This window comes from Arthrobacter sp. R1-13, from assembly GCF_054161475.1.
Genome location: NZ_CP096420.1, coordinates 637,586 through 660,966 on the forward strand (window position 1 = coordinate 637,586; position 23,381 = coordinate 660,966).

At 62.3% G+C, this 23,381-nt stretch carries 22 protein-coding genes, 1 tRNA gene and 1 other RNA gene; 9 read left to right on the top strand and 15 right to left on the bottom strand.

Features of this window, described 5'->3' with window-relative positions:
- The first annotated feature begins 2 nt into the window (after positions 1–2).
- From M1D88_RS03165 to M1D88_RS03175, 3 genes are all read left to right on the top strand, one after another.
- On the top strand, positions 3–1,016 hold the full coding sequence (locus tag M1D88_RS03165) for an ABC transporter ATP-binding protein (RefSeq protein ID WP_458113158.1): 1,014 nt from the start codon (positions 3–5) through the stop codon (positions 1,014–1,016).
- Positions 1,013–2,155 carry an ABC transporter permease gene (locus tag M1D88_RS03170; protein WP_458113159.1) on the top strand — a complete coding sequence of 381 codons (1,143 nt, stop codon included), beginning with the start codon at positions 1,013–1,015 and terminating at the stop codon, positions 2,153–2,155. The genes M1D88_RS03165 and M1D88_RS03170 overlap by 4 nt, the downstream gene beginning before the upstream one ends.
- A 179-nt stretch (positions 2,156–2,334) precedes the next feature.
- Positions 2,335–3,324 (top strand): hypothetical protein, encoded by a 990-nt coding sequence (locus tag M1D88_RS03175; protein ID WP_458113160.1) that lies wholly within the window; start codon positions 2,335–2,337, stop codon positions 3,322–3,324.
- A 30-nt stretch (positions 3,325–3,354) separates the two neighbouring features.
- On the opposite strand, the gene recR is transcribed toward M1D88_RS03175, so the two are convergent.
- From recR to M1D88_RS03195, 4 genes are all read right to left on the bottom strand, one after another.
- Positions 3,355–3,954 (bottom strand): recombination mediator RecR, encoded by a 600-nt coding sequence (gene recR, locus M1D88_RS03180; protein ID WP_458113161.1) that lies wholly within the window; start codon positions 3,952–3,954, stop codon positions 3,355–3,357.
- Positions 3,955–4,061: 107 nt separating this feature from the next.
- Positions 4,062–7,007, bottom strand: a complete 2,946-nt coding sequence (locus M1D88_RS03185) for a DNA polymerase III subunit gamma and tau (protein ID WP_458113162.1) — start codon at positions 7,005–7,007, stop codon at positions 4,062–4,064.
- Positions 7,006–7,102: signal recognition particle sRNA small type (gene ffs, locus M1D88_RS03190), an RNA gene on the bottom strand. Before ffs ends, M1D88_RS03185 begins: the two co-directional genes overlap by 2 nt.
- A gap of 109 nt (positions 7,103–7,211) precedes the next feature.
- Positions 7,212–7,538 carry a hypothetical protein gene (locus M1D88_RS03195; protein WP_458113163.1) on the bottom strand — a complete coding sequence of 109 codons (327 nt, stop codon included), beginning with the start codon at positions 7,536–7,538 and terminating at the stop codon, positions 7,212–7,214.
- A 355-nt stretch (positions 7,539–7,893) separates the two neighbouring features.
- Here M1D88_RS03195 and M1D88_RS03200 point away from each other — a divergent pair.
- Positions 7,894–7,978, top strand: a tRNA-Ser gene (locus M1D88_RS03200).
- Positions 7,979–8,080: 102 nt separating this feature from the next.
- Here M1D88_RS03200 and M1D88_RS03205 read toward each other — a convergent pair.
- The gene (locus tag M1D88_RS03205) at positions 8,081–8,992 is read right to left on the bottom strand and encodes an oxygenase MpaB family protein (RefSeq protein ID WP_458113164.1); all 912 of its coding nucleotides are present in this window, start codon (positions 8,990–8,992) and stop codon (positions 8,081–8,083) included.
- A gap of 186 nt (positions 8,993–9,178) precedes the next feature.
- Between M1D88_RS03205 and M1D88_RS03210 the strand changes: the two genes are divergently transcribed.
- Entirely contained in the window at positions 9,179–10,525 is a 1,347-nt protein-coding gene (locus M1D88_RS03210; RefSeq protein WP_458113165.1) for a M23 family metallopeptidase, read from the top strand.
- 156 nt (positions 10,526–10,681) lie between these two features.
- Positions 10,682–11,611 carry a phosphodiesterase gene (locus tag M1D88_RS03215; RefSeq protein ID WP_458113166.1) on the top strand — a complete coding sequence of 310 codons (930 nt, stop codon included), beginning with the start codon at positions 10,682–10,684 and terminating at the stop codon, positions 11,609–11,611.
- 46 nt (positions 11,612–11,657) lie between these two features.
- Here M1D88_RS03215 and M1D88_RS03220 read toward each other — a convergent pair whose 3' ends face one another.
- Both M1D88_RS03220 and M1D88_RS03225 read right to left on the bottom strand, forming a co-directional pair.
- On the bottom strand, positions 11,658–13,073 hold the full coding sequence (locus M1D88_RS03220) for a stealth conserved region 3 domain-containing protein (protein ID WP_458113167.1): 1,416 nt from the start codon (positions 13,071–13,073) through the stop codon (positions 11,658–11,660).
- Positions 13,074–13,351: 278 nt separating this feature from the next.
- Positions 13,352–14,269: a hypothetical protein gene (locus M1D88_RS03225; protein WP_458113168.1), complete on the bottom strand. Its 918-nt coding sequence runs from the start codon at positions 14,267–14,269 to the stop codon at positions 13,352–13,354.
- Positions 14,270–14,416: 147 nt separating this feature from the next.
- On the opposite strand from M1D88_RS03225, the gene M1D88_RS03230 reads away from it, so the two are divergent.
- Both M1D88_RS03230 and M1D88_RS03235 read left to right on the top strand, forming a co-directional pair.
- Positions 14,417–14,716 carry a type II toxin-antitoxin system VapB family antitoxin gene (locus M1D88_RS03230; protein WP_458113169.1) on the top strand — a complete coding sequence of 100 codons (300 nt, stop codon included), beginning with the start codon at positions 14,417–14,419 and terminating at the stop codon, positions 14,714–14,716.
- Positions 14,709–15,374, top strand: coding sequence for a LytR C-terminal domain-containing protein (locus M1D88_RS03235; protein ID WP_458113170.1), 666 nt, complete (start codon positions 14,709–14,711; stop codon positions 15,372–15,374). The genes M1D88_RS03230 and M1D88_RS03235 overlap by 8 nt, the downstream gene beginning before the upstream one ends.
- Positions 15,375–15,400: 26 nt before the next feature.
- Here the strand turns inward: M1D88_RS03235 and M1D88_RS03240 are convergent, their stop codons facing one another.
- On the bottom strand, positions 15,401–16,033 hold the full coding sequence (locus M1D88_RS03240) for a TetR/AcrR family transcriptional regulator (protein ID WP_458113171.1): 633 nt from the start codon (positions 16,031–16,033) through the stop codon (positions 15,401–15,403).
- A gap of 130 nt (positions 16,034–16,163) precedes the next feature.
- Between M1D88_RS03240 and M1D88_RS03245 the strand changes: the two genes are divergently transcribed.
- Positions 16,164–16,364: a hypothetical protein gene (locus M1D88_RS03245; protein ID WP_458114411.1), complete on the top strand. Its 201-nt coding sequence runs from the start codon at positions 16,164–16,166 to the stop codon at positions 16,362–16,364.
- Between the two features lie 100 nt (positions 16,365–16,464).
- Here the strand turns inward: M1D88_RS03245 and M1D88_RS03250 are convergent, their stop codons facing one another.
- From M1D88_RS03250 to M1D88_RS03280, 7 genes are all read right to left on the bottom strand, one after another.
- Entirely contained in the window at positions 16,465–17,196 is a 732-nt protein-coding gene (locus M1D88_RS03250) for a DsbA family oxidoreductase (protein WP_458113172.1), read from the bottom strand.
- 79 nt (positions 17,197–17,275) lie between these two features.
- A complete protein-coding gene (locus M1D88_RS03255) occupies positions 17,276–17,812 on the bottom strand; it encodes an N-acetyltransferase family protein (RefSeq protein WP_458113173.1) in 537 nt (178 codons plus the stop codon).
- Positions 17,813–17,859: 47 nt separating this feature from the next.
- The gene (locus M1D88_RS03260) at positions 17,860–18,861 is read right to left on the bottom strand and encodes a sugar phosphate isomerase/epimerase family protein (RefSeq protein WP_458113174.1); all 1,002 of its coding nucleotides are present in this window, start codon (positions 18,859–18,861) and stop codon (positions 17,860–17,862) included.
- A gap of 1 nt (position 18,862) precedes the next feature.
- Positions 18,863–20,089, bottom strand: coding sequence for a Gfo/Idh/MocA family protein (locus M1D88_RS03265; RefSeq protein WP_458113175.1), 1,227 nt, complete (start codon positions 20,087–20,089; stop codon positions 18,863–18,865).
- A gap of 34 nt (positions 20,090–20,123) precedes the next feature.
- On the bottom strand, positions 20,124–20,963 hold the full coding sequence (locus tag M1D88_RS03270; RefSeq protein ID WP_458113176.1) for a carbohydrate ABC transporter permease: 840 nt from the start codon (positions 20,961–20,963) through the stop codon (positions 20,124–20,126).
- The gene (locus tag M1D88_RS03275) at positions 20,956–21,966 is read right to left on the bottom strand and encodes a carbohydrate ABC transporter permease (protein WP_458113177.1); all 1,011 of its coding nucleotides are present in this window, start codon (positions 21,964–21,966) and stop codon (positions 20,956–20,958) included. The genes M1D88_RS03270 and M1D88_RS03275 overlap by 8 nt, the downstream gene beginning before the upstream one ends.
- Before the next feature lie 58 nt (positions 21,967–22,024).
- On the bottom strand, positions 22,025–23,347 hold the full coding sequence (locus tag M1D88_RS03280) for an ABC transporter substrate-binding protein (protein WP_458113178.1): 1,323 nt from the start codon (positions 23,345–23,347) through the stop codon (positions 22,025–22,027).
- Positions 23,348–23,381 lie beyond the last annotated feature (34 nt).

Sequence of the window (23,381 nt, forward strand, 5' to 3'; positions counted from 1 at the left end):
GCATGGACAATGACGGCAGTCAGGCAGCAGCTGGTCCTATCAGGGAGGTGTCATCCCCTGTTGGGCCACCCGCTGATGGTGCGCTCGATGAAGGACCAGCAAGCGGAATCATCGCCCGAGGGGTGAGCCGGAGCTTCGGCCCGGTTCACGCCGTCGAGCATATGGACTTTCACGCACCGGCAGGCAAAGTGACCGCCTTGATCGGGCCCAATGGTGCAGGCAAAACCACCCTGCTGCTGATGCTGGCCTCGCTCCTGGCCCCGGATGCCGGAACCATTGCCGTTGACGGACTGAACCCCTCCACCCAGCGCGCTGAAGTCAGGCGAAGAGTGGGGTGGATGCCGGACACTCTAGGAGTGTGGGAGTCACTGACAGCCCGTGAGATCCTCACCCAGATGGGCCGTTTCTACCGCCTCCCCAAGCAGGGGATCCCCGACCGCGTGGCGGACTTGCTTGGCCTCGTCAGGTTGGCTGACCTCGCCGACCAGCCGGCACGGGTCCTGTCACGCGGGCAACAGCAGCGGTTGAGTCTCGCCAGGGCTCTGATCCATGACCCATCAGTGCTTCTCCTGGACGAACCGGCCTCAGGCCTTGATCCTGGTTCAAGGGTGGAACTGCGCATCATGCTGCGGGAACTCGCGGAGGCAGGCAAGGCCATTGTCGTCTCATCGCATGTCCTGAGCGAGCTGGATGAAATCGCCGACGGCGCAGTGTTCGTCAACCAGGGCCGCACCGTCAACAAGCAGATTGTGGAGGAAGCGACGGCGCGCGGACGACGGTATGCAATTTCCGCCGTCGACACCGAGTCACTTTCCCGGAAGCTCACCGAGCTTGGACTCGCCTTCCGCATCGAAAGCAGCCGCAGGCCGGCCGTCAGCCTCATGCTGATGAACGACGACGACGCCGCGCGGCTCCTGCGGGAACTCGTCCTGGCCGACGTCCCTGTCCTTTCGTTCGCTCCCGCATCCGGAGCCCTTGAAGAAACCTACATGACCCTTGAGGTGGAACAGCGATGAGCCAGACAATCAGTGGGTCGCACAACGCCTCAACGGACATGAATGCCGCTGGCTATGCCGGCGGTATCCGGGACGTCATAGTCCTCGAACTCAAACAACGGCTGAGGTCGCGCGGCTGGTACATCATGCTGGGAATCTGGTTTCTCCTGACTGCCCTGGTGACATGGTTGACGTGGGCAAGCTGGAATGCCAGTCAGGCGTACCGCACCCAAGGCGGCGATTTTGGTTCTATGGCGGGACCAACAGGCCCGGGTTCCATGATTTTTGAGATAGTGCTGGCCTTCGTGTTACTTTTTGCCTTGCTCGTGGCGCCGGCGCTCTCGGCGAATGCCATCAACGGGGACCGCAGCGGCGGAACCCTTGCCATCCTTCAAATCACCCTCCTCACGCCGGGGCAGATACTCTGGGGAAAGTTCTTCGCCGCCTGGCTGGCTGCCCTTGCATTCCTCGTCACCAGCACCCCGTTCCTGATTTTCGGCGTCGTTCAGGGCGGCTTGACCCCGGGGCATGTGATTGTCGCCCTGCTGATGCTCACCGTCGAAGTGGGCATCGTGTGCGCAGTGGGCGTGGGGATTTCAGCGCTGACAGCACGTCCGCTGTTTTCCATTGTCACTACCTACCTGGCCGTGGCCGCGCTGGTTTTTGGCACCGTTATCTCCTTTGGCCTCGGCACGGGTCTCACGCAGGGAACCATCCAAGCGAACCAGCCGACCTATTCCAACTCCAGCCCGCTCGTCCCGGAAGGCACGCCGGCTCCTCCTGCCTATACCTGCAGCGGACCCTTGCAGGAGCAAAGAGTGCCACGGACAGAGCGCGTGGCCTGGCTGCTCGCAATGAATCCCTATGTTGTGGTGGCGGACGCCATTCCCTACCCCGACCGCGCGGCAGGCGGCTACTTCTACTCAGGCGGCGCCATTGAATCGATCAGCCAGGGCGCGCGCTATGCAGTGGCCGGACCGGAGGGTACGTACCCTTGTGCCAACGGTGAGCCGCAGGAACCTTACCTGAGCCAGACGACGCCGATGTGGCCCCTGGGACTGGGGCTCCAACTGATACTCGCCGGGTTGCTCATTTGGCTGGGTTGGCGGTCTCTCCTTACTCCGGCCCACAAGCTGGCGCGGGGAACCCGCATCGCCTGAGCCCTTCCTGCCCAGCCGGCGCGTTCCTTTGCTGGACAGCCTGCGGGCAGAGGCTCACGATTGGAACGTGAGCCAGGACAAGGACAAGGACGAACCCGAGCCGGTCTATGAACTGATCGGGGAGGAAGCCCCTGGTTTCCAATCTGGCCACGGGCTTGGCGCCGGGGAAGGCAGCAGCGGTGCAGCCGGCACTCCAAGGCGCAGCAGGTGTTGCCGTGCGGCGGGCACTCAAAGACTGCTGGGAATCAGTTCGGAGCCTCCGTTTCTGGTTGCAGGCGCTCGCTGTCTTCCTGCTGTCATGGGCCAGCGCAGTCCTCCTCGTCATTGTGCTTGTGACCGGCGGGACTTACACCACTGACGCCCACTTCTGGGCGTACATCCTCACTGCCGCACTGCTCGTGCTGGGAGCCTCGTTGCTGGCTTTCCTTTGGGGCTTGTCGATCCCTGAAAGGGCGGATGATGCCGGTTCTACCGGCTTACTGCATGCATGGTTCTTCGCTGCTGCGCGGGGCATGGCCTTCACCGTTGCCAGTACCGGAGGACTGCTCATTCTCGCCACAGCCTCGAACGCACCTGCCGAGCTTGCCGGAGTCGCGGCGGGCGTTATGGTCTTTGAGTCTGTCGTGTTCGCGGGGATAGCGACCGGTGCGGCATGGTGGCTGCCCGGGAGAGGCGGACAGCTTCTTGCCTGGTCGACGACTGCGTTTCTGCTGCTTGGGAACGTCGCCGCCGTGATCGCCTTACTTCCGGCTGTGCGGCAGTACGAACCAGCCCGGGTTGTCCTTAACGTACAGCGGGACGATTTTGGCCGGATCGCCTCCTACGAGTGCTCACCGGAGTTCTTGGGCATTGTCGAGGTCTTCCACACGGAACGAGTCGTCTGGTTGGGGGTCTCGCACCCGCTGCTCATTTTCGCTTTATTTGCCGGGGAGGCATCCCCCGGCACCGCTTCGCTTGGCTGGCTTCCAGCCGAGCTCGAGACTGCTGGAGCGGGGACCCAGATTCCATGCGTGGGGTCTGCAACTGCCGGGGTGAATGAGCAGAGGGAAACTGGGGGTCAGGTTCCTCTCGCACTCACCGGCATCGGTACTCAACTGGCCATGGCCGGTACCCTGCTGCTTGCCGGTCAAGGCGCTTCACGGCGTCGCGAATGGCTTTTATCTTCCTGACCAAAGGCGCGGAGGCGGTCCCCGGCGCCGTTAGGTGAGGGCGTTTCGGCGCCCCTCAAAGGCCCGACCCAGCGTGACCTCGTCGGCGTACTCGAGGTCCCCACCCACCGGGAGCCCCGATGCCAGCCGGGTGACAGTTATGCCGATTGTCTTGAGCATGCGCGCCAGATACGTTGCCGTCGCTTCACCTTCGAGGTTGGGATCAGTGGCGATGATGATTTCCTGAATGGCGCCGTCATTGAGCCGGGTAAGAAGTTCGCGGATCCGGAGCTGCTCGGGGCCGATCCCGGCAATAGGGTTAATGGCTCCACCGAGCACGTGGTACCGGCCCCTGAAGGACCGCGTCCGTTCGACCGCCAGAACATCCTTGGATTCTTCAACAACGCAGATCACTGAGGGATCGCGGCGGGGATCGCGGCAGATGTTGCAAAGCTCCTGCTCGGTGACGTTTCCGCACACGGTGCAGAACTTCACACGTTCCTTGACAGTGGTGATCGCCTCCACCAGTCGCTTCATGTCCTGGGGATCAGCCTCGAGGATGTGGAATGCCAGCCGCTGGGCCGATTTTGGACCGACGCCGGGCAGCCGCCCCAGCTCATCGATGAGCTCTTGAACTGCACCCTCGTACACTGTGTCCTCGTTTGTTCGGATGGATCTTGTTCGGATGGATCGTGCTGGTTGATTCGCAACCCCGCGCGCAGTTTCTGGCTCTCAGCCGAAAACCCCGAGAATGGGAACTAGAAGCGCGGTGGAAGGGGACTGCCATCCAGGGTGCGCTCCTCCACGAGCTTTCCGCCCAGAATACGCTCGACGGCGGCCCGGCCAAAGACTCCGGATTCTTCAATGGTTTCATCATCAGCGCTGGGGACGTCCTGGACGAATGCCGCGCCGGTGTCAGCGGTGCGCGCGGGAGCTTTGGCCCGGCCAGCCTCCGCCTCCGGGCTGCTGGACAGCCGCTGATACAAGCTTTGCCGTACGGCTGTTTCACCCGGCGACGTGGCTGCCGAGACTGTGTAGGCCGAAGGTGTGCTTTTGGTTGGAGTTGGTGAGCTGGTTATTGCGGGCTTCTTCGCAGGCGCAGGCGCGGGCGAGGTTGCCGAGGCACCTCCCGGGCCAGCCATGGCTCCCACGGGCTGCGGGACCTGCGCCGCAGCAGGCTCGTACCGTGGAGTCGGTGCGGGCGGTTCTGCCGGCATGGTTGCGGGAGTCGCAGGCGTTGGCAACGAGGGGGCCGCAGACACAGGCGAATCGGCTGATCCGTTCCGGGAACCAACATTGGACTCTGCCGCAATGACCCAGACTCCCGGAGCCTGCTCGCGTGCATGTGCCCAAGGGTCGCTGGTGGCGGGCGGTTTTACTTCAGAGGCGGGATCATGGCCGGTAGTCGGAGACTTTGAGGGCGCAGGTGGTCCCGGCCTCGACTTGGTTTCAGCGCTGGCTGCAGGCTGCGGGGCAGGTATGTGCTGTCCGGGTTCGGCGGGAGGGTCCCACTCCATTGGGGGCTCATCGTCCAGCGGCGGAGCGTCTTCGTCGCGGGGCGGACCCCAGTCGTCGTCAGGATAGGAGTAGGAACCTGCCGAATCAGGCGCAGTGACGTTGGCGGCGTCGTTGTTTGCGGCAGCTGGGTCACGTGGCTCGTTCGGGACAGGGGTATTGGCGACGGCGGCATGTGCCACGGCGGTACTGGGCGCAGCAGCCGGTGCCGGAGCGGGAGTTGGGGGAGGAGCGGATGCCGCAGCCGGGGCCGGATCGAGGCCCCAGTCAGCATCAGTGGATGCTGCCGGAACGCCCCGGTTAGTAGGCGCTTTTGGGTTTGGCTCAGCGCTCGCTGCACTCTTGGTTCCGCCCGCGACAGCTTCGATCTGGCAGTCGATGCCGATGGTCTTATGGATGGCTTGACGGAGGTTGTCGGAGTGGTCAGCCCGGCCAAAGGCGCCTGCCAAGCCGGATGTAGTGAAGGCGATGGTGAGTACCTGACCGTCAAACCGGGCAACCTGGGCATTGGGTTCAACCAAAGCCCACGTGCTGCGCTTGATTTTGGTCAGCGTCTGCAGAATGTCCGGCCACGCCCGGCGCAGAACCTCGACGTCGGACGAGCTCGCCCCCGGCCGGGCCGCTGCCGAAGATGCGGACTCTGCACGGGCAGGAGGGCTTGCCGCTTCCATGGACGGGGCAACCGGAGATGCAGCTCTGGCTTCAGCGCCGGATCCTGTTGACGCTGCAGGTTGAGGTGCGGAAGGTTGGCTTGCGGCCGGCTCGGGCGGGATTGCGGCAATCTGAGGTGCGGCAGGGTGGCTTGCGGCCGGTCCGGAAGGTGTTGATGCCCGGCGTTGCCGCGCGCCATCAACCCCAGTGCCATCAACAGCAGGGGTTTCAGCCGCAGTGGTATCGGGAGCTGAGGCCGTGGTTGAAGGGGAGGTAGCTGAGGGCCCCGCTTGAGCCGTGACAGAGCCAGAAGCGGCAGGGGCAGCGGGATCGTTTCCGGCGAAGCTCAGCCTCCGCTCAACACGATCTATCCGAGCAGCGATGCCACGTTCGGTTTGTTCAGTGCTCGGAAGCAGAATCCGGGCGCAGAGCAGCTCAAGATGCAGCCGTGGGGAGGTGGCACCTGTCATTTCAGTGAGTGCCGTGTTTGTCACATCCGCTGCCCGCGAAAGCTCGGCGGAGCCCAGGTTGTGGGCCTGGTTCTGGAGGCGTGCGATCTGATCAGCAGGCATGCCGCGGAGGATGGACTGAGCGCTTTCAGGCATTGCCTTGACGATGATGAGGTCGCGGAACCTCTCCAGCAGATCCTCCACAAACCTTCGGGGATCGTGCCCTGTCTGGATGACCCGGTCCACCGCGCGAAAGACTGTGGCGGCATCGGAAGCTGCTATGGCATCTACGACGTCGTCGAGCAGGGAGGCGTGCGTGTAACCCAGGAGCGCCACCGCCAGCTCATAGTCCAGGCCGTTGGGTCCGGCTCCTGCCATGAGCTGATCGAGGACAGACAGTGAGTCGCGGACGGAGCCGCCGCCCGCCCGGATGACCAGTGAGAGTACCCCGGGAGCTACCGGGACGTTCTCCTGATTGCACAGCAACTCAAGGTAGGCCATGAGCGGCTCCGGCGGAACCAGCCGGAAGGGGTAATGGTGCGTGCGGGAGCGGATGGTGCCGATGACCTTGTCCGGCTCCGTGGTGGCGAAGATGAACTTGATGTGCTCGGGCGGCTCTTCCACGATTTTGAGCAATGCGTTAAAGCCGGCCGACGTGACCATATGGGCCTCATCGATGATGAAGATCTTGTAGCGGTCCCGCACCGGGGCGTAGGTGGCGCGCTCGCGAAGATCACGGGCGTCGTCAACCCCACCGTGGCTGGCAGCGTCGATTTCGATCACATCGAGGGAACCTGCACCTCCGCGGGCAAGCTCGATGCAGCTGGAGCACTTTCCGCACGGCGTATCGGTGGGACCTTCGGCGCAGTTGAGGCAGCGGGCCAGAATGCGGGCGGAGGTGGTCTTTCCACAGCCACGCGGACCCGAAAAGAGGTAGGCGTGGTTGACGCGGTTCTTCCGCAAAGCCGTCATCAGGGGCTCGGTGACGTGTTCCTGCCCGATAACGTCCGCGAACGAGTCAGGGCGGTATCTACGGTAGAGGGCAGTAGTAACAGTCACAGAGAAAACCCTACCAATCGGGACAGACATAAAAGACCCCCCATGCACCCGCCAGAGCCCATTTACCCTTGCTACCTTCCGGTCCTGGGGGAGTTCAACAGGATGACGCCACATGAGGGGCCGTCAGCAACTTTACCTGAAGTTTTGACGTCGCCAAATCGAAGGCCCACCCCAGTGGAAGACGATCGAAGTGCGGCACCGGTTGTAGCAAACACGAAACGGCGCAAACAGGATTCAGGGGGAGTGGCCGTCCACCGGCCAACTCATCAGGGCCGGTTCCTCATAAGGATGGGCAGCACGCAGCGCCAGCACAACGTCGTCGAGCTTTTCGCTTTCCACGATGCATTCCACCCGGACCTCATCAACGCGTTCGGGCTGGCCTACGGCACCTAAATAAGGCTCGGCGCCATCGAGCGGAGTGAACCTCCCCACGCCACGGACGGCGAAGGAACAATGGGAATAGTTCCCGATCCTTCCGGCCCCAGCATCTCCAATTGCCGCCAGAACGGCGTCGGCATGGCTCTCCGGTACGTACGTAACCAGGGCATGTAATCGCGGCATATGGCCATCATCCCAGCCCGGATCTTTCTCCTGCCAGCGGACCTTCTCAGAAATTCCTTGCTTATCCGCGGCGCACGGCGCAACATTGCATATGTAAACCGATTGGGCAATCTCAAGGTTGTGAGTCAGTGGGCCTGGCATGGGGGTTGGACCCAGTAGTTCAACGGTGAAGCCGCGGAGTGGGCGCATTGGGGGCGTCCATTTTGACGTTAAAGTCAGTCGCGGTTCCGCAGACCACTTTCCAGCCAGCCAGCCGCTGCAGTCCAGCCAAGCCGGAAATCCACCCAAATTCCTCAATTGGGTGATGCCGAAAAGTTCAGGTAGTCTAGTATCTGCTTTTGATTCAAAAGCTACTGGAGAATTCGCCTAGCGGCCTATGGCGCACGCCTGGAACGCGTGTTGGGTTAACGCCCTCGGGGGTTCAAATCCCCCATTCTCCGCGTTTTGGCCCCGGTCCTGGACCGGGGCCTTTTGCGTGCCGGGCCTTTTTCGTTTTCAGGTATCTGGATCAAGCTCCAGAGCCGGTGGAACGTCAGCCGGCTTTATCCTTGATATCCCAGGCGGCGAAGCCTGCGCCAGGCTGCCTGCTCGCTGGGAGCCTGACGTCCCAAGGCGACGTGCACGACACCGAGCGTAACTCGCGTAGCCAGCCGTACTGGCAGGGGGAGCGGACCCAGGCGCGCGGGCTGCAGCCTCAGGAGGTCCCGGTACTTTGGTTCAAGGCTGGACACGGCGGCGGCAAAAAGCACGCGGTATCCGGGCTTCAACATCGGATGCAAAGGGGGGTTCCGGATAAAATCGACAGTTTCCTTGACGCTTTCATCAAAACGTAAGTCCCCGGCGTCGAACCAGCTGTCCAACTGCTTTTTCATCTCGAACTCACTGACGGGTGGCGCCTCGGCTCCCATCAGGCGCCCCGCCTGGGCCCACTCACGGACGTAAGCGTCAGGGCCTCCGGGGATGGGCCCGCCCCAGATTTTGTGGGTCTCCAGAAAAGCGTCCGTAAAAGCGATATGGACCCAGCGCAGGAGTTCAGGATCGTTTGCGTAGTAGGAGCGGGCTTTGCCGTGTCCGTCAACGTATTCGCCGCGAACCTGCTCATGAAGCCTGAGTACCCAGTCCGACGCTTCCCTCGCGGCTGTGGTTGAACCGTAGGTGACAGTCATAATCCATCGGATGGTGTGGGCGAGTCTCCCCAGTGGGTCCTCCCGGTAGTGGGAGTGTTCGCGGACGCCAGCCAGCACGCCGGGATGGAGCGTTTGCATCAGCAGCGCACGGATGCCGGCCACAATGGTGCTCATGGAGCCGTGCACGGTCCAGACAGCGGAATCCGGGGTGAAGTAGCCGGTGTCATTTCCCTCCGCCAGCCGCGGCACCCACTCCGGAAGTGATACCGGGTTGCCGTTCAGAGTCCGTCTGATTTCGGCCTGCCACTCCTTGAGGATGTTACGCATGCTCTATTCTCACTCAATCAATTATTCTCAGTGGGATTCGCAAGATAACCTCAGGAGTTCCGCAAAGTTCTCTAAGCTTGAGCGGATTTTGGTCGATCAGGGTTCACAGGGTCCAGGCCCTGTGGTCCCATGGGTTAGTAAGTCCGCAGATTGGGGTTGGCGGGCCGAGTATTTTGGGAGTCTTGAGTGGGAAATCACGCCGCAGCAACCGGGCCGGGCAGCCGTTCCAACGGCCCTTGCGCCCTTGCTGTCCGTATTCTGGGTGCAACTGTCACGGTTGCCCTCGCCGGTTGGGCCTTCGGCGTCCAGGGTCCCGGAAGTCAAAATCCGGTGGCGTCGACGGCGCACCCGGGCTCACCGGCGTCGGGTATCACTCCCGGCGCCGCGGGTTCCGCAGAGGGTGCGGGCGTTCATGCTCCCGTCGGGTTCACTGCCGATCCTGCCGCCCTTGTTTCCTTTAGCCGCTCCATTGTCAGGACGACGTCCAAAGACGGCAAGCATGAACTGAACGTTGCCATCCAGAATATGCGGCGCCCTCCTGCCGGTTCCCTCATGGCTCCGCTGGAAGTTCTGGTTCCGAGCTCGCCATTCGGCCTCCGCACGAGCCCCATGACCGGAGCTGCCGGTGAATTCCATTGGGGGCAGGATTATGCTGCTCCGTGCGGCACACGAGTCTATTCGGCCGACGCCGGTGTGGTCCGGGCCGTGGGCTGGCACCTGTGGGGTGGTGGCAACAGGGTGGAAATCGATCACGGCAACGGCCTCATCACCACGTACAACCACCTTGAGGCAATCGCAGTCAAAAAGGGGGAATCGGTCCAGGTCGGGGAAGTCATTGCACGGGTTGGAACCACAGGTTCTTCCACGGGCTGCCACCTCCATTTTGAGACCATTCTCAATGGGAAGCATGCCAATCCAGCCGATTGGAAGCTCTTGCCCACCAAGCAGGTTGATGAACTCGGATCCGTGGAGATGGTCAGCTACGCACCGGGCCAAAAGCGTCCGGACGGTGCCGAAACTCCACAGTGGGCGATTCCCGTAGCGGCAGATGGAGCACACGAAGTCGACGGCGGACACGACCATTCTGATCCCGGCATTGACGAGGGTACATCCGGCCAGGATTCGAACTCGCCCTCACCTGCTCCTTCGCCCAGCCCATCCGCACCTGCTGTGCTCACGCCGACGCCGCCTGCCACGCCGACGCCGCCTGCCACGCCGACGCTGCCTGCGACACCGACGCCTACTCCCACACCGACGCCTACTCCCACGCCGACGACGGCTACGCCGACCCTGACGGCGCCGCCTGCAACGGAGACGCCCGCAACGCCGACACCGACAGAGCCCAATCCGACTCCGACGCCGACAGAATCAACGTCGTCGTCAGCGACCGCTGAGCCAAGTCCCTCGTCCACACTCAGCGCTGCAGCGGAGCCTGGCACACCTACAGAGCCGGTCCCGTCGTGGGAACCAACAGCTCTGGCGTCTGCCGAGCCGACGGTGACACTGGAACCAGAAGCCACACCTACCCCTTAATGAGCGAACAATGTCCGATCCCCACGGAGGCCAATAAATCAGGATTATTCAACATGCCAGCCGGAGTTTGCACATTGTTTGCCTAAAGTCTGGTTGGATAAAGATTACTGAGAGGGACACTGGAAGCGCCGCTTCCAACCAACCACGAAGGCAGTAATGGAGCACATCGAGGCCGAACACCCCCGGCCACGTCATTTTCTACTCCACCTGAGCGACCCCCACCTGATGGGAGGTCCCGAACCCCTTTACGGCGCGATCGACAGCGAATCCCGCCTGGCCCAGCTCTTCCAGGAAGTACAGGCTTCGGGGGTGCGTCCTGAAGCCGTCATATTCACCGGAGACCTCGCCGATAAGGGCGAGCCGGAGGCCTACGCCAAGCTTAGGGCCATCGTTGACCCGGCCTGCGAGGCGATGGGCGCACGGGTCATCTGGGCCATGGGAAATCACGACAACCGGGAACATTTTCGAACCGGACTGCTGGACCAGCCTGCAGATGACTCCCCGGTGGACCGCAGCTACTACGTCAATGGGCTTCGTGTTATCACCCTGGACACCTCAGTGCCGGGCTTCCATCACGGCGAACTCAGCGGGGCCCAGCTCGAGTGGCTTGCCGACCAGCTGGAAACGCCGGCGCCGGACGGCACCATTTTGGCCTTGCACCACCCCCCGGTCCCGTCGGTGCTAGACCTTGCCGTGCTGGTGGAATTGCGCAGCCAGGCGTCGTTGGCGGCCGTTCTGCGAGGCTCGGATGTTCGCACTATTTTGGCCGGCCACCTGCACTATTCCACCACCGCCAGCTTCGCCGGAATTCCCGTGTCAGTCGCTTCAGCGACGTGCTACACCCAGGACCTGAACGTTCAGGTAGGCGGTTCCCGTGGCCGGGACGGCGGGCAGGCATTCAACCTGGTTCATGTCTACGAACACACCATCGTCCATTCCGTGGTTCCGCTGGGGCAGACTCCCACTGTTGGTGAATTCGTCAGTGCAGAGGATACGCAGAAGCGGCTCGCAGCAGCCGGAATCGTCATCCCCGAACGGGCAAAAACCCAGGGAATTGCCAAGCCCAAGGTCGTCACCAGCCCCTGACATACCCCGCTTGGCCTGTCCGTGTGGGGGGCTCTTGAGCCGGGGCTTACTTCTCCCAAGGCGCCTTGATGGGGAAGTAGTTTTCCAGGAAGTCAGTAACAAGGTCAGCGCGCTCATCAGCCGGGACCTCCGGGAAGCTGCCGTCGTTGAGGCAGAAGAAATCCATGTTCCTCTTGGCCAACAGCTTGGGTAGATAGTTCAGCCCTGCCCGCACCGTGGTGTCGATGTAGCGTACCTTCGCGGCTGTCTGGGTGGTGGCCCTTCCGGTCAAGAGCGCGTAGTAGTGGTAGAAGGAGTTGGTCACCGAGATGTTGTCGGCTGCCCGGAAGACGCTGGCCGCCGTCTTGGTGAACTCGTCAGGAAATTCCTTCTCCATCCGTGCCACCACGCTGCGGCGCAGAGGGGCTGCAGCGTGTTCCAGGTGCCTCGTGGTGATCCGGCCGAAGCGGTTCCAGAGGAGTTTCCGGTTGACCCTGGCGGCGTTTTCGAATCCGCTTCGCTCTGCGTCGTTATCGCCAAGGCCAATGCGGGTTTCCGCCTCGATGAACTTGGTGATTCCGCCTGGAGTGAAGAACATGTCCGGCGCGACAGCCCGGCCAAAGAACATATCGTCGTTGGAATACAGGAAGTGCTCGGAGAGGCCCTCGATGTGGTGCAGCTGGCACTCGACCGCCTGGGAGTTGTGCGTGGGCAGCACGGAGGGGTCAGCAAAGAATTCCTCGCTGCGCACAATCGTCACTGTCGGGTGGTCGGCCAACCATGCAGGTGCCGGCGAGTCGGTAGCGATAAAGATCCGCCGCACCCACGGCGCGAACATGTAGACGGACCGCAGGGCATACTTCAGCTCGTCGATCTGCCTGAACCGGGCCTCGTGGTCATCGCCCTCGCCCAGCACGGCTCCGGCCATCCGGGCGCGGCGGGCTGCAATGTACTCGGGGGAATTGCCGTCCACCCACGAGAAAACCATGTCGATGTCAAAGCTGATGTCGCTCGCATGGTCCGCAAACATGTTTTCGATAGTCGGCCAAGTGTGGCCATAGCGCTCCACGGTGCCGCGGACTGCGTCCTGGGCAAGCAGGGTACGCCTGGTCAGCGAGTTCTCGATCGGCAAGATCAGCTGGTTGCCTTCAAAGCTCCACAATTCCAGCTGAACGCCTGCTGAGGCGCCGAATTCGAAGCCGCCCTCAGGCTCAACACGGGGGCGGTAGAGGCGGAAGATCCTCGCCTGACGGTTGGTGGACAACTCGCCGTCGGCGACCAATACCGAGGACTTTTTCTTGACGTCCACCGTCATGGAATAGAAGGGCTCGTCCAGGCAGGCTTCGACTAGCGCGGAGCGGAGTGTCTTGCGGTCCTTCCAATCCAGTGCGATGACGGGACGGTCATTGTTGCCGCGGACCAGCAGATAGTCCAGACCGGCCGAGGCCAGCACATTGCGCAGGAACAGAAGATCCTCGACCATGGCCTGATACGGCGTCCGATTGGAGTTGATGAGGGCATAGCGGCCCCTGTGCCTGATGACGTCGGGGCGGTTCTTGAGGCGGGCGACAGCAGCCGGCGACGTTATTTCCGGATGGCTCCGGACGTCGTCGGATGGCTGGCTGCCGTAGTAGATCTCATCCTGGACCAGTGCGTCTGTAATGGCGATTCTCCGAGCTGTTTAATACGAGGGGTTCTACCTGCATAATAACGGAGAATAAAAAACGCGAGTCAAACGTCGGTTAGCCTGCAAGTATGCGTTCAGGTGGTCAATGCCTCCCGCCAGCCGCGCAGGAAAGCACCCCCGGCATCGTCGTGAATGATTGTGCTGTCCAACCCGAGGTCCTCCGCTGTGAGGATGTCGTACGGCTTCTCCGGAACGCCATCCGCCGGTCGGACGTCCACGTGCTTCACAGGGTGGTCGTTGTGGTGGAGCCAGTCAGCCATGGCGTAGTCCGTGCGGGAATCTCCGACGGTGCGCCAGGCTTGCGGGGTGATGCCCTGGGCGGCCAGCAGCTCAACAGCCCGGCTTGCCCCAAGATCCTTACCCAGCCGGATGGACTCGATGTCGGTGGAGATGATGGTGGGATCCACGCGGTAGTCCACCTGGTCGTCCGAATCCGGTTCATGGTGGTCCAGCCGGACTACTCCCAGGCCGTGCCTGACCATGAGCTCCATGGCGTCCGCGTCGAAGAGTTTTTGTTCGTCCAGGTAGTCCGCGTTCGCCACCGTGATGTGCTGTTCCACCGACACCATGGCCCGCTTGGTTTCGTCAAAGAACATATGGCTGGCGTAGTCCTCCGCCACGAGACGGCGGACGTCGTCGCCGTAAGCCTGAGGGACGGCCAACTCCCGGTCCACGTGGATGGGGCCAGGGCCGTCAGCGGTGTAGCTGAACCACACGGCGCCCTTCTCGCAGATGGCATGGATGATGGTCCCGGCCGGGATTCCGGCAGCGATCATGGGGTTCATGACCTGTTCGCGAATGAAGGCGTCCGAGCGGCCCGTGTTGAAAATGACCGGGATCCCGGCAGTGGCCAGGGCAACGAGGTCGGCGATAATTTCTGCTTTGACGTTGCGGGTGACGGGACTTGCTACCGGCCCGTCGACGTCGAGCAGCAGGGCCAGTGGGGGAGTCGACGGCGGGGCAGCGGCCACAGGAGTCTCGGATGCAGTCATGCACCCATTGTGTCAGCAGGCCTCCACGAGATTCGTTCAGGGCCGCGAACGTCGCACCCCATGACGAATGGTCACTGTTTGGCTACAACCTCTTTGCGGCGGGGGTCATTCGTTCCGTTGGTGCTCCTTCTTCCATAGGCTTACAGAGTGATATTCAAAGCTGTGGGCGAGGGACGCCCTTACCCCGACCATGGTTACAACACGCCCAAAGCATGGGCTGCCCTTCCTCCGCGCCCTGTCCGCCTGGACGAGCTCGTGACCACCAAGCGGACTCTGGATCTTGAAGCCTTGCTGGCGGAGGATTCAACGTTTTTCGGTGACCTTTTTCCCCATGTGGTGCAGTACCGGGGGGTGCTTTACCTGGAAGACGGGCTGCATCGCGCAGTCCGGACCGCACTTCATCAACGGAACGCCATTCACGCCCGCGTGCTGGTGATAGATGGCTAAGAAACCGCAGGACCCTTCTACCTTCCACGGGCACCACGTGGTAACAGGCCCTGAGTTGCGGGCCACGCTAATTGAACATGACGAGCGCCAATTGAGGCCCATCAGAGTACGCCGGAGGATCATTCACGGCGTGGTGCTAGTGCTGCTCATGGCCTTGATCGCGAGCGGCGTGGTGGTGGCCCTGGCAATCTGGAACGGCCAGGTCACCATAGCGACGGCGGAGCCCAGCAAGGAACCTGTCACGCTCTGCCCGACGGCGATCCACGACTACACGCCGCATGAGAAAGTGAACCTGAACGTCTTCAACGGCACCAGCCGCGCCGGACTTGCCAGGACCGTGGCGGACGAGCTCCTGGCCCGGAAATTCGCAGTGGGGAACGTGGGGAACCAGGAAACGGGGTACCGCGGCGTTGCCGCCGTGATTTCGGGAGCAGCCGGCCAGTCCGCCGCCTTTACTGTCCAGCGGAACCTACAAGGCTCCGACTACTTCCAGGACAACCGGACGGATGCAAGCGTGGATCTCATCCTGACCAACGACTACCAGGCACTCACGCCACCGGGGCTTGTTGACCAGACACCCGGGAAGCTCAGCTGCCCGCGTGAAACCCGGCGCATCGTGGACGACTCAAAGTGGCCTGTTGTCCCGCCGGCGGGCTGACCCGGAACCGTCGAAATGGCCGCTACCTAAGCCGCGGGTTGGGTGACCCGGACAGGTTGGCTCCCGCCGTCGTCGAACCTGGCTCCGGCACCCAGCTGGATGAACCGGACGGTCCGTTCGACGGCGTCCGGTGTTCCGTCCCCGCGTGCTGCGCTGGAGGATAGCGTGCCGTGAATCAGTTGCGCGAGCTGGATGACGTCGGCGGCGGGCAGGTAGCCCTGGGCCATGGCCTCCCGGAGGATGTCCTGAAGGAGGAGGCTCAGCTCTCCGACGTGGTCTGCCAGTCTGGCGAACGAGGCCGGGGAAAGCACGGCGCCCATTGCAGGGCCGGGCGGGAGATGGCGGCGGCTGAGGTCCTCCACCTGCGCCCGTACGTACAGAGCCAGCTGCTCCACAGGGTTGTCCAAGGACTGAAGTGATTCGCGGAGTCCGATCAGGAAGCGCTCTGTTTCATCCAGCGCGTAAGAGATCAGCAGTTCTTCAATGTCCGCGTAGTAGTTGTACACGGCGGTGCGGCCGATGCCTGCATGGCGGGCGACATCCGTCATGGTGAGGCCGGGCAGCCCATGCGAAAACAGGAGCTCGCCGAACGCGGTCAGGATACGCCGTTGGGTTTCGGCACGTTGGGCGGCGTTTGTGGGCGCCGAAATCCTAGGCATACAGACACATTACCGTTATCTGTCAGCAAACCTCCTCGACGGCGGAAGGCGCCAGGCGGATAACAGGACCCTTTTGCTCTCCGGCAATTGGGAGGACGATTAAAGGGCATCCATCATAAGGAGGTCAGTGATGTGCTACGGATACAACAAGGATTTCGGGCGTGACACCAGGAAGGATGCCTCACGGAAACCTGAAGAGCGCCTGCAACCTGAAGAAAAGCCGGAACCCCGTGTTGAGGTGAAGGACTTCAAGTTCTGGGCCTTCCCCCGCCGCCATCGGGAGTTTACTGCTCCTGAACCGGTAGTTGACCGCACACGCGAGAAGGTGTGACGGCCCCGGGAGGTCGAAGTGAAAAAGGAAGGCCCCGCGTCTGCGGGACCTTCCTTTTCAGTTGTTGCCTTTTCGGTTCCCGCTCAGCTGGTGGCGAGGACTAAATGGCGCAACCATCGGGACCGCAGGCGACGCCGTCACTGTCGTCGGCCGTGCCGGCACCAGTGTTGTCACCCGCAGCGACCATAACCAGCGGGTGGGATTCCTGCCAGCCCTGCTCCAGAGCCTGGCGGAACGTCTCCACCGGCTGCGCACCGGAGAGGCCGAACTTGCGGTCGATGACGAAGAAGGGCACGCCGCTGATACCCAGGGCGCGGGCTTCAGCGAAGTCCTGCCGGACGTCGTCGGCGAACTTGTCTGTGGAGAACAGCCCGGCCACCTCATCGGCGTCGAGCCCCAACTCCAGCGCCACTGAGGTCAGGTACTCCATGCTGCCGATGTCCTTGCCTTGCTCGAAGTGCCCGCTGAGCAGACGCTCCTTTGCCGCATCCTGCAGGCCATGGGCAGCGGCGAGATGGATGAGACGGTGTGCTGTGAAGCTGTTTGCCACAACGATCGTGTCGAAGCGGAAATCCAGTCCCTCGCCTTTGGCCTGGGCGGCAACATGGTCAAACATCTGCGACACCTGCGCGGCAGCCATGCCTTTGCGGGTGCTCAAATAGTCCAGTTCGGTGCCGTCGTAGTGCTCCGGCAGGGAGGGATCCAGCTGGTAGCTCCGCCACTTCACCTCGACAGAATCACGGTGGGGGAACTCGGCGAGGGCGGCTTCGAAGCGGCGTTTGCCGATGTAGCACCAGGGGCAGGCCACATCGGACCAGATCTCAATCTTCATGCTTGCCACAACCCCAGTGTCCCTGCACGCATTCCCATGACGGCCTATGGATTTGGTCACAGGGCATGTCCCCAGGCGCTCAAGCCGGAAGCGCACGCTCCATCACGAAGTCGTGCTCAACGGTATTGCCAAGCTTAAATGTTTTGGTTCCCACCTTGCTGAAACCGGATTTTTCGTAGAAGCGGATGGCTTTGGCGTTCCCGCTGTTGACCCCCAGCCAGAGTCCCAGAGCGCCTGCAGCTGCCGCGGATTCCACCGTTGCATGCATCAGCTCTGCAGCAGCGCCGAGTCCGTGATGGTCCGGATGAAGGTAGCACTTGCTGAGCTCTGTGGACGGCAGCAGGCTTAGGGCAGAGGCGACGTCCGGATCCTGGGCAGGCCGTGCCACGAGCATGCTATAGCCACGCAGTTCGCGGCCCGCTTCCATGACCAGGATGGTGATGTCCGGGTCGGCCGCATAGGCGCGGAAGTGTTCCTCGCTGAGAGTGTTCGCCAAGTGTGCGGCGATGTCGGCGGGGGAAGAACCCGGCGGGCAGGCCAGCGGAAAGGTAACGCCGGCCAGCTCTGCCAGCCGGCCGGCGTCGTCCTCTCTTGCTTTTCGGATGATGTGCGCCATATCAAAAACTCTAGACCGGAAGCCCGCGGTTTCAGTCCTGGTAACGGTCAGTCTTTGGTGCTGAAGGCGGCGTCGAAGGAGGTGCTCGACGCCGGGAAGTCGAACTTCTTGAGGGCGGCGAGGGCCTCCGGGGCGCCGTGGAGGCGGTCCATGCCGGCGTCCTCCCATTCGATGGAGATGGGTCCGTCGTAGCCGATGGCGGCCAGGGCGCGGAAGGAGGATTCCCAGGGGACGTCGCCCCGGCCTGCCGAGACGAAGTCCCAGCCGCGGCGCGGGTCACCCCAGGGCAGGTGCGAGCCCATGACGGTGTTCCGGCCGGTGAACCGAAGCTTGGTGTCCTTGCAGTCCACGTGGTAGATCCGGTCCTTGAAGTCCCAGATGAAGGAGACCGGATCGATGCCCTGCCACATGAAGTGGGACGGGTCCCAGTTCAGGCCGAATGCTTCGCGGTGCCCGATGGCTTCGAGTGTCCTGACGGTGGTCCAGTAGTCGTAGGCGATTTCGGAGGGGTGGACTTCGTGGGCGAACCTGACGCCGCATTCGTCGAAGACGTCGAGGATGGGGTTCCAGCGGTCGGCGAAGTCCTGGTAGCCGGCTTCGATGACCTTTTCCGGGACGGGCGGGAACATTGCCACGTACTGCCAGATGGAGGAACCGGTGAACCCGACGACGGTGTTCACTCCGAGCGCCTGGGCCAGCCGGGCGGTGTGTTTCATTTCTTCGGCGGCGCGGGTGCGGACGCCTTCGGGTTCCCCGTCTCCCCAGACTCTGGATCCAACGATGGCCTCGTGGCGGAAATCGATGGGGTCATCGCACACTGCCTGGCCTTTGAGGTGGTTGGAGACGGCCCAGACCTTCAGGTTGTACTTCTCCAGCACGGCGAGTTTGGACTCGACGTAGCCGGGCTCATCCCAGCGCCACGCATCGAGGTGGTCTCCCGAAACGGCGATTTCCAGGCCGTCATAGCCCCAGCCGGATGCCAGCTTCGCGACCTCTTCAAACGGAAGGTCGGCCCACTGGCCGGTAAAGAGTGTGTAAGGGCGGGACATGTCAGGCTCCTTCAAGGGTGGTGGGGCCGGTCGGTGGTCCGGTCAGCTGGATGATTGAACTTTTGGCTGCGGAACTCTCCTCCACAGCGCTCAGGACGCGTTGAACGGCGAGGCCTTCCTCGAACGACGGCGACGGCTCGGTTCCGCTGCCGATCGCCACGAGGAAGTCCCGGATCTGGTGCGTAAACGAATGCTCCCACCCCAGCACATGGCCCTGCGGCCACCACGCTTCAAGGTAGGGATGCTCAGGTTCATTCACGAGGATTCTACGGAAGCCCTGCTCGCGGACGGGCACTGTGGAATCCAGGAAGCCGAGTTCATTGAGGGATTCAAGGTCGAACAGCAGCGCACCCTTCTCTCCATAGATCTCAAGCCTCAGCGAGTTCTTCCGGCCAGTAGCCACCCGGGAGACCTCCACCGAGGCGATTGCTCCCGAGGCGAGGTTCAGGGTGGCCCAGGCCGCGTCGTCGACCGTCACTTCTTCCAGTGCGCCGTCCAGACCGGCGGCTCCCGGCCGGTGAGTGGTGAAGGTATGGGTGCGGCCGGAGACTTCGGTGACCTGCTCCCCGAGGAGGAACAGCACCTGGTCGATGGCGTGGGAGGCGATATCGCCCAAAGCCCCCGATCCTGCCCTGTCCTTCCGCAGCCGCCACGTCATGGGTGCGTCCGGATCCGCGAGCCAGTCCTGGAGGTAGGCTGCACGGACGTGCCTGATGTTCCCCAGCCTGCCCTCGGCGATCAGCTCCTGCGCCAGGGCCAGGGCAGGGATGCGGCGGTAATTGAAGCCGATCATCGATTGCACGCCCTGGGCACGGGCTGCCTGCGCTGCTTCCGTCATGGCCTGGGCCTCACCGAGAGTGTTGGCGAGGGGCTTTTCGACGAGAACATGCTTGCCCGCCTCCAGCGCCGCCACCGCGATCTCTGCATGCATGAAACCAGGGGCGCAGATATCCACAATGTCGATGTCATCCCGATCCAGAACGGCACGCCAGTCAGTTTCCGATCCCGCCCAGCCATATGCGGCAGCAGCCGCGGCCACTCCCTCGGCGTCCCGGCCCACCAGCACCTTGCGCTCGAAGGCGGGGACGTCGAAGTAGCTCGCCACATTACGCCAGGCGTTCGAATGGGCCTTACCCATAAACGCATAGCCGATCATTGCCACCCCCAGCGTTTTCGATTCCGGGCGGGTGCCGCCGTGCGGCGGCGTAAGAGCCTGTGCCGTCGTCATTCTGGTACTCCTCAAAGGGATTATGAGTGGTTATCTATTTCACTGCGCCGGCTGAGAGGCCCGCAACCAGGTGTTTCTGAACCAGGATGAAGCCGATGAGAACGGGCAGGCTGACCACCACGGAGGCGGCCATGAGCTGGTTCCAGAACACATCGGATTCGCTGGCATAGGACTTGAGTCCCAGCGAAAGGGTCTTGGTGGCCTCGTTTGTCAGGACGGAGGCAAACAGAACCTCGCCCCAGGCGGAGATAAACGAATACACCGCCACGGCAATGATCCCCGGTTTGGCGACGGGAAGCACCACCCGGAAGAGGGCGCCCATCCGGCCCGTCCCGTCGATCATCGACGCTTCTTCAAGCTCCTTGGGAATCGACGCGAAATATCCGGACAGCATCCAGATGGCGAAGGGCAAGGTGAACGTCATGTAGGTGATGATCAGGCCGGGATAGGACCCCTGAAGCTGGATCCCCGTGATGTTCCTGATCTGCGTAAAGATCAGGTACAGCGGAAGCAGGAACAGGATTCCCGGGAACATCTGCGTGGACAGGACGGTGAGGCTGAACACCCGCTTTCCCTTGAACTGCAAACGCGCGACGGCGTACGCGGCCAGGACAGCGACAGTCACCGAGCATGCGGTGGCGCTGACCGTAATGATGAGGCTGTTCTGGAAGTACTTGCTCAAGGGGACGGTGGTCCAGATGTCGAAGTACGGGGCCAGGGTAATCTCCCGCGGGAGCCACTGGAAGAGCCCGGAGACGTCTTTGAGCGGTTTCATCGAGGTGGAGGCCACCACGTAAAGCGGTATGGCTACCCACAGGGCCAGAATGCTCAGCACCACATTTCTCAGGATGCGGAAGTTGCGGGTCTCAATCATTGTCGCCTCCCTTGGGCAGCACCATACGGATGTAGAAGATGGAAGCGATGAACAGGGCGATGAGCAGCAGCACACTCATGGCTCCGCCCAGGCCGAAGTTCCAGCTGCCGAACGAGTTCTGGTAGATCAATGGCGAAACGAGAGTGGCTTCCTTGGGGGAGGCCGCACCGAACAGCACAAAGGGAATGTTGAACTGGTTGAACGTCCACAGCGACATCACCAGCAGCAACACCCCGTTGGCCGGCTGGACCATTGGCAGGGTGATCGTGCGGAACTGCTGCCACAGGGTGGCACCGTCGATGGCTGCCGCCTCATACACATCGTTCGGAACGTTCTGCAGCGCCGCCATGAGCATCAGGAAGGCAAAGGGCCACAGTTGCCAGATGTTCACCATAATCATGGCGCCGAAGGAGTTTCCGCCCAGGAGCCAGAAGGGGCGTTCATCGCCGAAGAGGTGCAGGGTATCCACCAGGATCTGGTTAACCGCGCCGTCGCGCTGGTTGAACATAAACGCCCAGGCGATGGTGCCCACGTAGGCCGGCAGTGCGTAGGGAACCAGGAAGAACGTCCGCAGGATGGCCCTGCCTTTGAAGTTCGAGGACAGGAAGACCGCGCCTGCCATGCCGAGGATCCAGGAGAAGCCAACCACCGTGACGGTATAAAGCATGGTCCGCCCGACGGTGCTGAAGAACGCCTGGCCGATGGTGCTTTCCGGATTGAGGCCGTTGACGAAATTCTGGAGGCCTACGAACGGCGCGTTGAGCCAGTTGGTGAGGTTGAGCTGATTGAGGGAAATAAAGGCGATCCAGACCCCCAGAATCATGGGCCCGATGTGGATCAGGACTTCCAGGATGACCGCGGGCATGATCAGCCCGTACGGCAGGAAGGACCGCCGGGGCTTCCGGACCGGAAGCTCGGGACCCTTCCCGGACTGCTCCGGAGCGGGTGTGCTGGCAGTTTCAGCGGCAGTTGCCGGGCTGCTTTCGATGGCTGAGTGGGACATAAGGACTCCTAAGCCGGGGTGCGGGACAGCGCTGGCTGCCCCGCACCGGTCGGGCCTGCTACTGGGCCGCAGCCATCTGGTTGTTGGCGTCCTTAAGGGCCGCCTGGATATCCGACTCGGAAACGGTACCGGTAGCTGCCTTGGCGAAGAGGTTCTTGATGGCAGTCCCCGTCAGGGTTTCCATCTGGCCCTCCTTGGCAATGAGCGGCATGGGCAGGGCGTGATTGGCCAGGGCATCCCGCTTGGCTTTGACTTCCTCGGTCTGGAACGCGGCGTCCGAGGATGCGCCGTTGACCACGGGCAACGAACGGTAGGCCTTGTTCAGCGCGACCTGCTCTTCATCGCTGGTAAGGAAGCCGGCAAGCTTAATGGCATTTTCCTTGTTCTTGCTGTTTTTGAAGACACTCAGGTTGATGCCTGCAACATGGCTCTGGGTGCTGACATCGCCGGTTGCTCCGGCTTCCATCATGGGGATGGCGGCGACGCCCCAATCCTTGAAACCGCGGGCCTCAAAGTTCTTCACCGGGCTCTGGTCAAACAGCATCGCGGCCTTGCCGTTGATGAGGTTGTCAATCTTCTGGCTGCCCTGGCTGATTTCAGCGTCCGACGGCGACATCACCTTGTCAGTGGCCATCAGATCGATGAACTGCTTGACACCCGCTACCTGCGGTTCACTGTCAAACGTCGGTTTGCCGTCGGCGTCGAAGAGCGTCCCGCCGTTTTGCAGGCCACGAACGAAGGCCTGGTGTGAGTTGGCTGAAACCGAAGCTCCTGCGGCAGTGAAACCCCACTGGTCAGGCTTGCCGTCGCCGTTGGTGTCCTTGGTGAGCTTCTTGGCAGTCTCGACGAATTCCTGCCACGTGACGGGAGCCTTTTCGATGCCCGCTTCCTTGAACATCTTGGTGTTGTAATACATGTTGTATGCCAGGCCGTAAAGCGGCACCGACGTCGGGGTCTTTCCTTCGGCGCCGCCGGTCGCCCAGCTGGTCTGGAGGAAGCGGTCCTTGCCGCCCACCGCCTCCAGGAGGGCACCTTCCACCGGTTCGAAGGCGCCGGTCTCCTGCAGCGTCACTGCCCACGTATTTCCGATGTTCAAGACATCCGGACCGTCGCCGCTTGTGACGGCAGTGAGGATCCTGTTGTAGAGGTCGGTCCAGCCAATGACTTCGAGCTGGACCTTGATTCCGGTCTTCTCCGTGAAGCGGTCCAGTGACGGTTTCAGCTTGGCTGCGGTGTCATCCAGGCTGTTGCCCTGGTCTGAGGCCCAGTAGGTGATGGTGTCGCTGGTGGCCTGAGGGCTGCCGCCGCCGCAGGCGCTGAGTCCCAGCGCCATTGTTGCAGTGGCGGCAAGTGCCGTCAGGACTTTCAGGGGGTTTTTCATGGTTGCTCCGGTTCTTCTCGTCGTCGAGCTGGTA

Excerpts from the sequence above, each read along its gene's own strand:
- M1D88_RS03165 (WP_458113158.1), top strand. The coding sequence starts at position 3 with ATGGACAATGACGGCAGTCAGGCAGCAGCTGGTCCTATCAGGGAGGTG.
- M1D88_RS03170 (WP_458113159.1), top strand. The coding sequence starts at position 1,013 with ATGAGCCAGACAATCAGTGGGTCGCACAACGCCTCAACGGACATGAAT.
- M1D88_RS03185 (WP_458113162.1), bottom strand. The coding sequence starts at position 7,007 with ATGTCTGTCCCGATTGGTAGGGTTTTCTCTGTGACTGTTACTACTGCC.
- M1D88_RS03195 (WP_458113163.1), bottom strand. The coding sequence starts at position 7,538 with ATGCCGCGATTACATGCCCTGGTTACGTACGTACCGGAGAGCCATGCC.
- M1D88_RS03205 (WP_458113164.1), bottom strand. The coding sequence starts at position 8,992 with ATGCGTAACATCCTCAAGGAGTGGCAGGCCGAAATCAGACGGACTCTG.
- M1D88_RS03215 (WP_458113166.1), top strand. The coding sequence starts at position 10,682 with ATGGAGCACATCGAGGCCGAACACCCCCGGCCACGTCATTTTCTACTC.
- M1D88_RS03220 (WP_458113167.1), bottom strand. The coding sequence starts at position 13,073 with ATGGTCGAGGATCTTCTGTTCCTGCGCAATGTGCTGGCCTCGGCCGGT.
- M1D88_RS03225 (WP_458113168.1), bottom strand. The coding sequence starts at position 14,269 with ATGACTGCATCCGAGACTCCTGTGGCCGCTGCCCCGCCGTCGACTCCC.
- M1D88_RS03235 (WP_458113170.1), top strand. The coding sequence starts at position 14,709 with ATGGCTAAGAAACCGCAGGACCCTTCTACCTTCCACGGGCACCACGTG.
- M1D88_RS03240 (WP_458113171.1), bottom strand. The coding sequence starts at position 16,033 with ATGCCTAGGATTTCGGCGCCCACAAACGCCGCCCAACGTGCCGAAACC.
- M1D88_RS03245 (WP_458114411.1), top strand. The coding sequence starts at position 16,164 with ATGTGCTACGGATACAACAAGGATTTCGGGCGTGACACCAGGAAGGAT.
- M1D88_RS03250 (WP_458113172.1), bottom strand. The coding sequence starts at position 17,196 with ATGAAGATTGAGATCTGGTCCGATGTGGCCTGCCCCTGGTGCTACATC.
- M1D88_RS03255 (WP_458113173.1), bottom strand. The coding sequence starts at position 17,812 with ATGGCGCACATCATCCGAAAAGCAAGAGAGGACGACGCCGGCCGGCTG.
- M1D88_RS03260 (WP_458113174.1), bottom strand. The coding sequence starts at position 18,861 with ATGTCCCGCCCTTACACACTCTTTACCGGCCAGTGGGCCGACCTTCCG.
- M1D88_RS03265 (WP_458113175.1), bottom strand. The coding sequence starts at position 20,089 with ATGACGACGGCACAGGCTCTTACGCCGCCGCACGGCGGCACCCGCCCG.
- M1D88_RS03270 (WP_458113176.1), bottom strand. The coding sequence starts at position 20,963 with ATGATTGAGACCCGCAACTTCCGCATCCTGAGAAATGTGGTGCTGAGC.
- M1D88_RS03275 (WP_458113177.1), bottom strand. The coding sequence starts at position 21,966 with ATGTCCCACTCAGCCATCGAAAGCAGCCCGGCAACTGCCGCTGAAACT.
- M1D88_RS03280 (WP_458113178.1), bottom strand. The coding sequence starts at position 23,347 with ATGAAAAACCCCCTGAAAGTCCTGACGGCACTTGCCGCCACTGCAACA.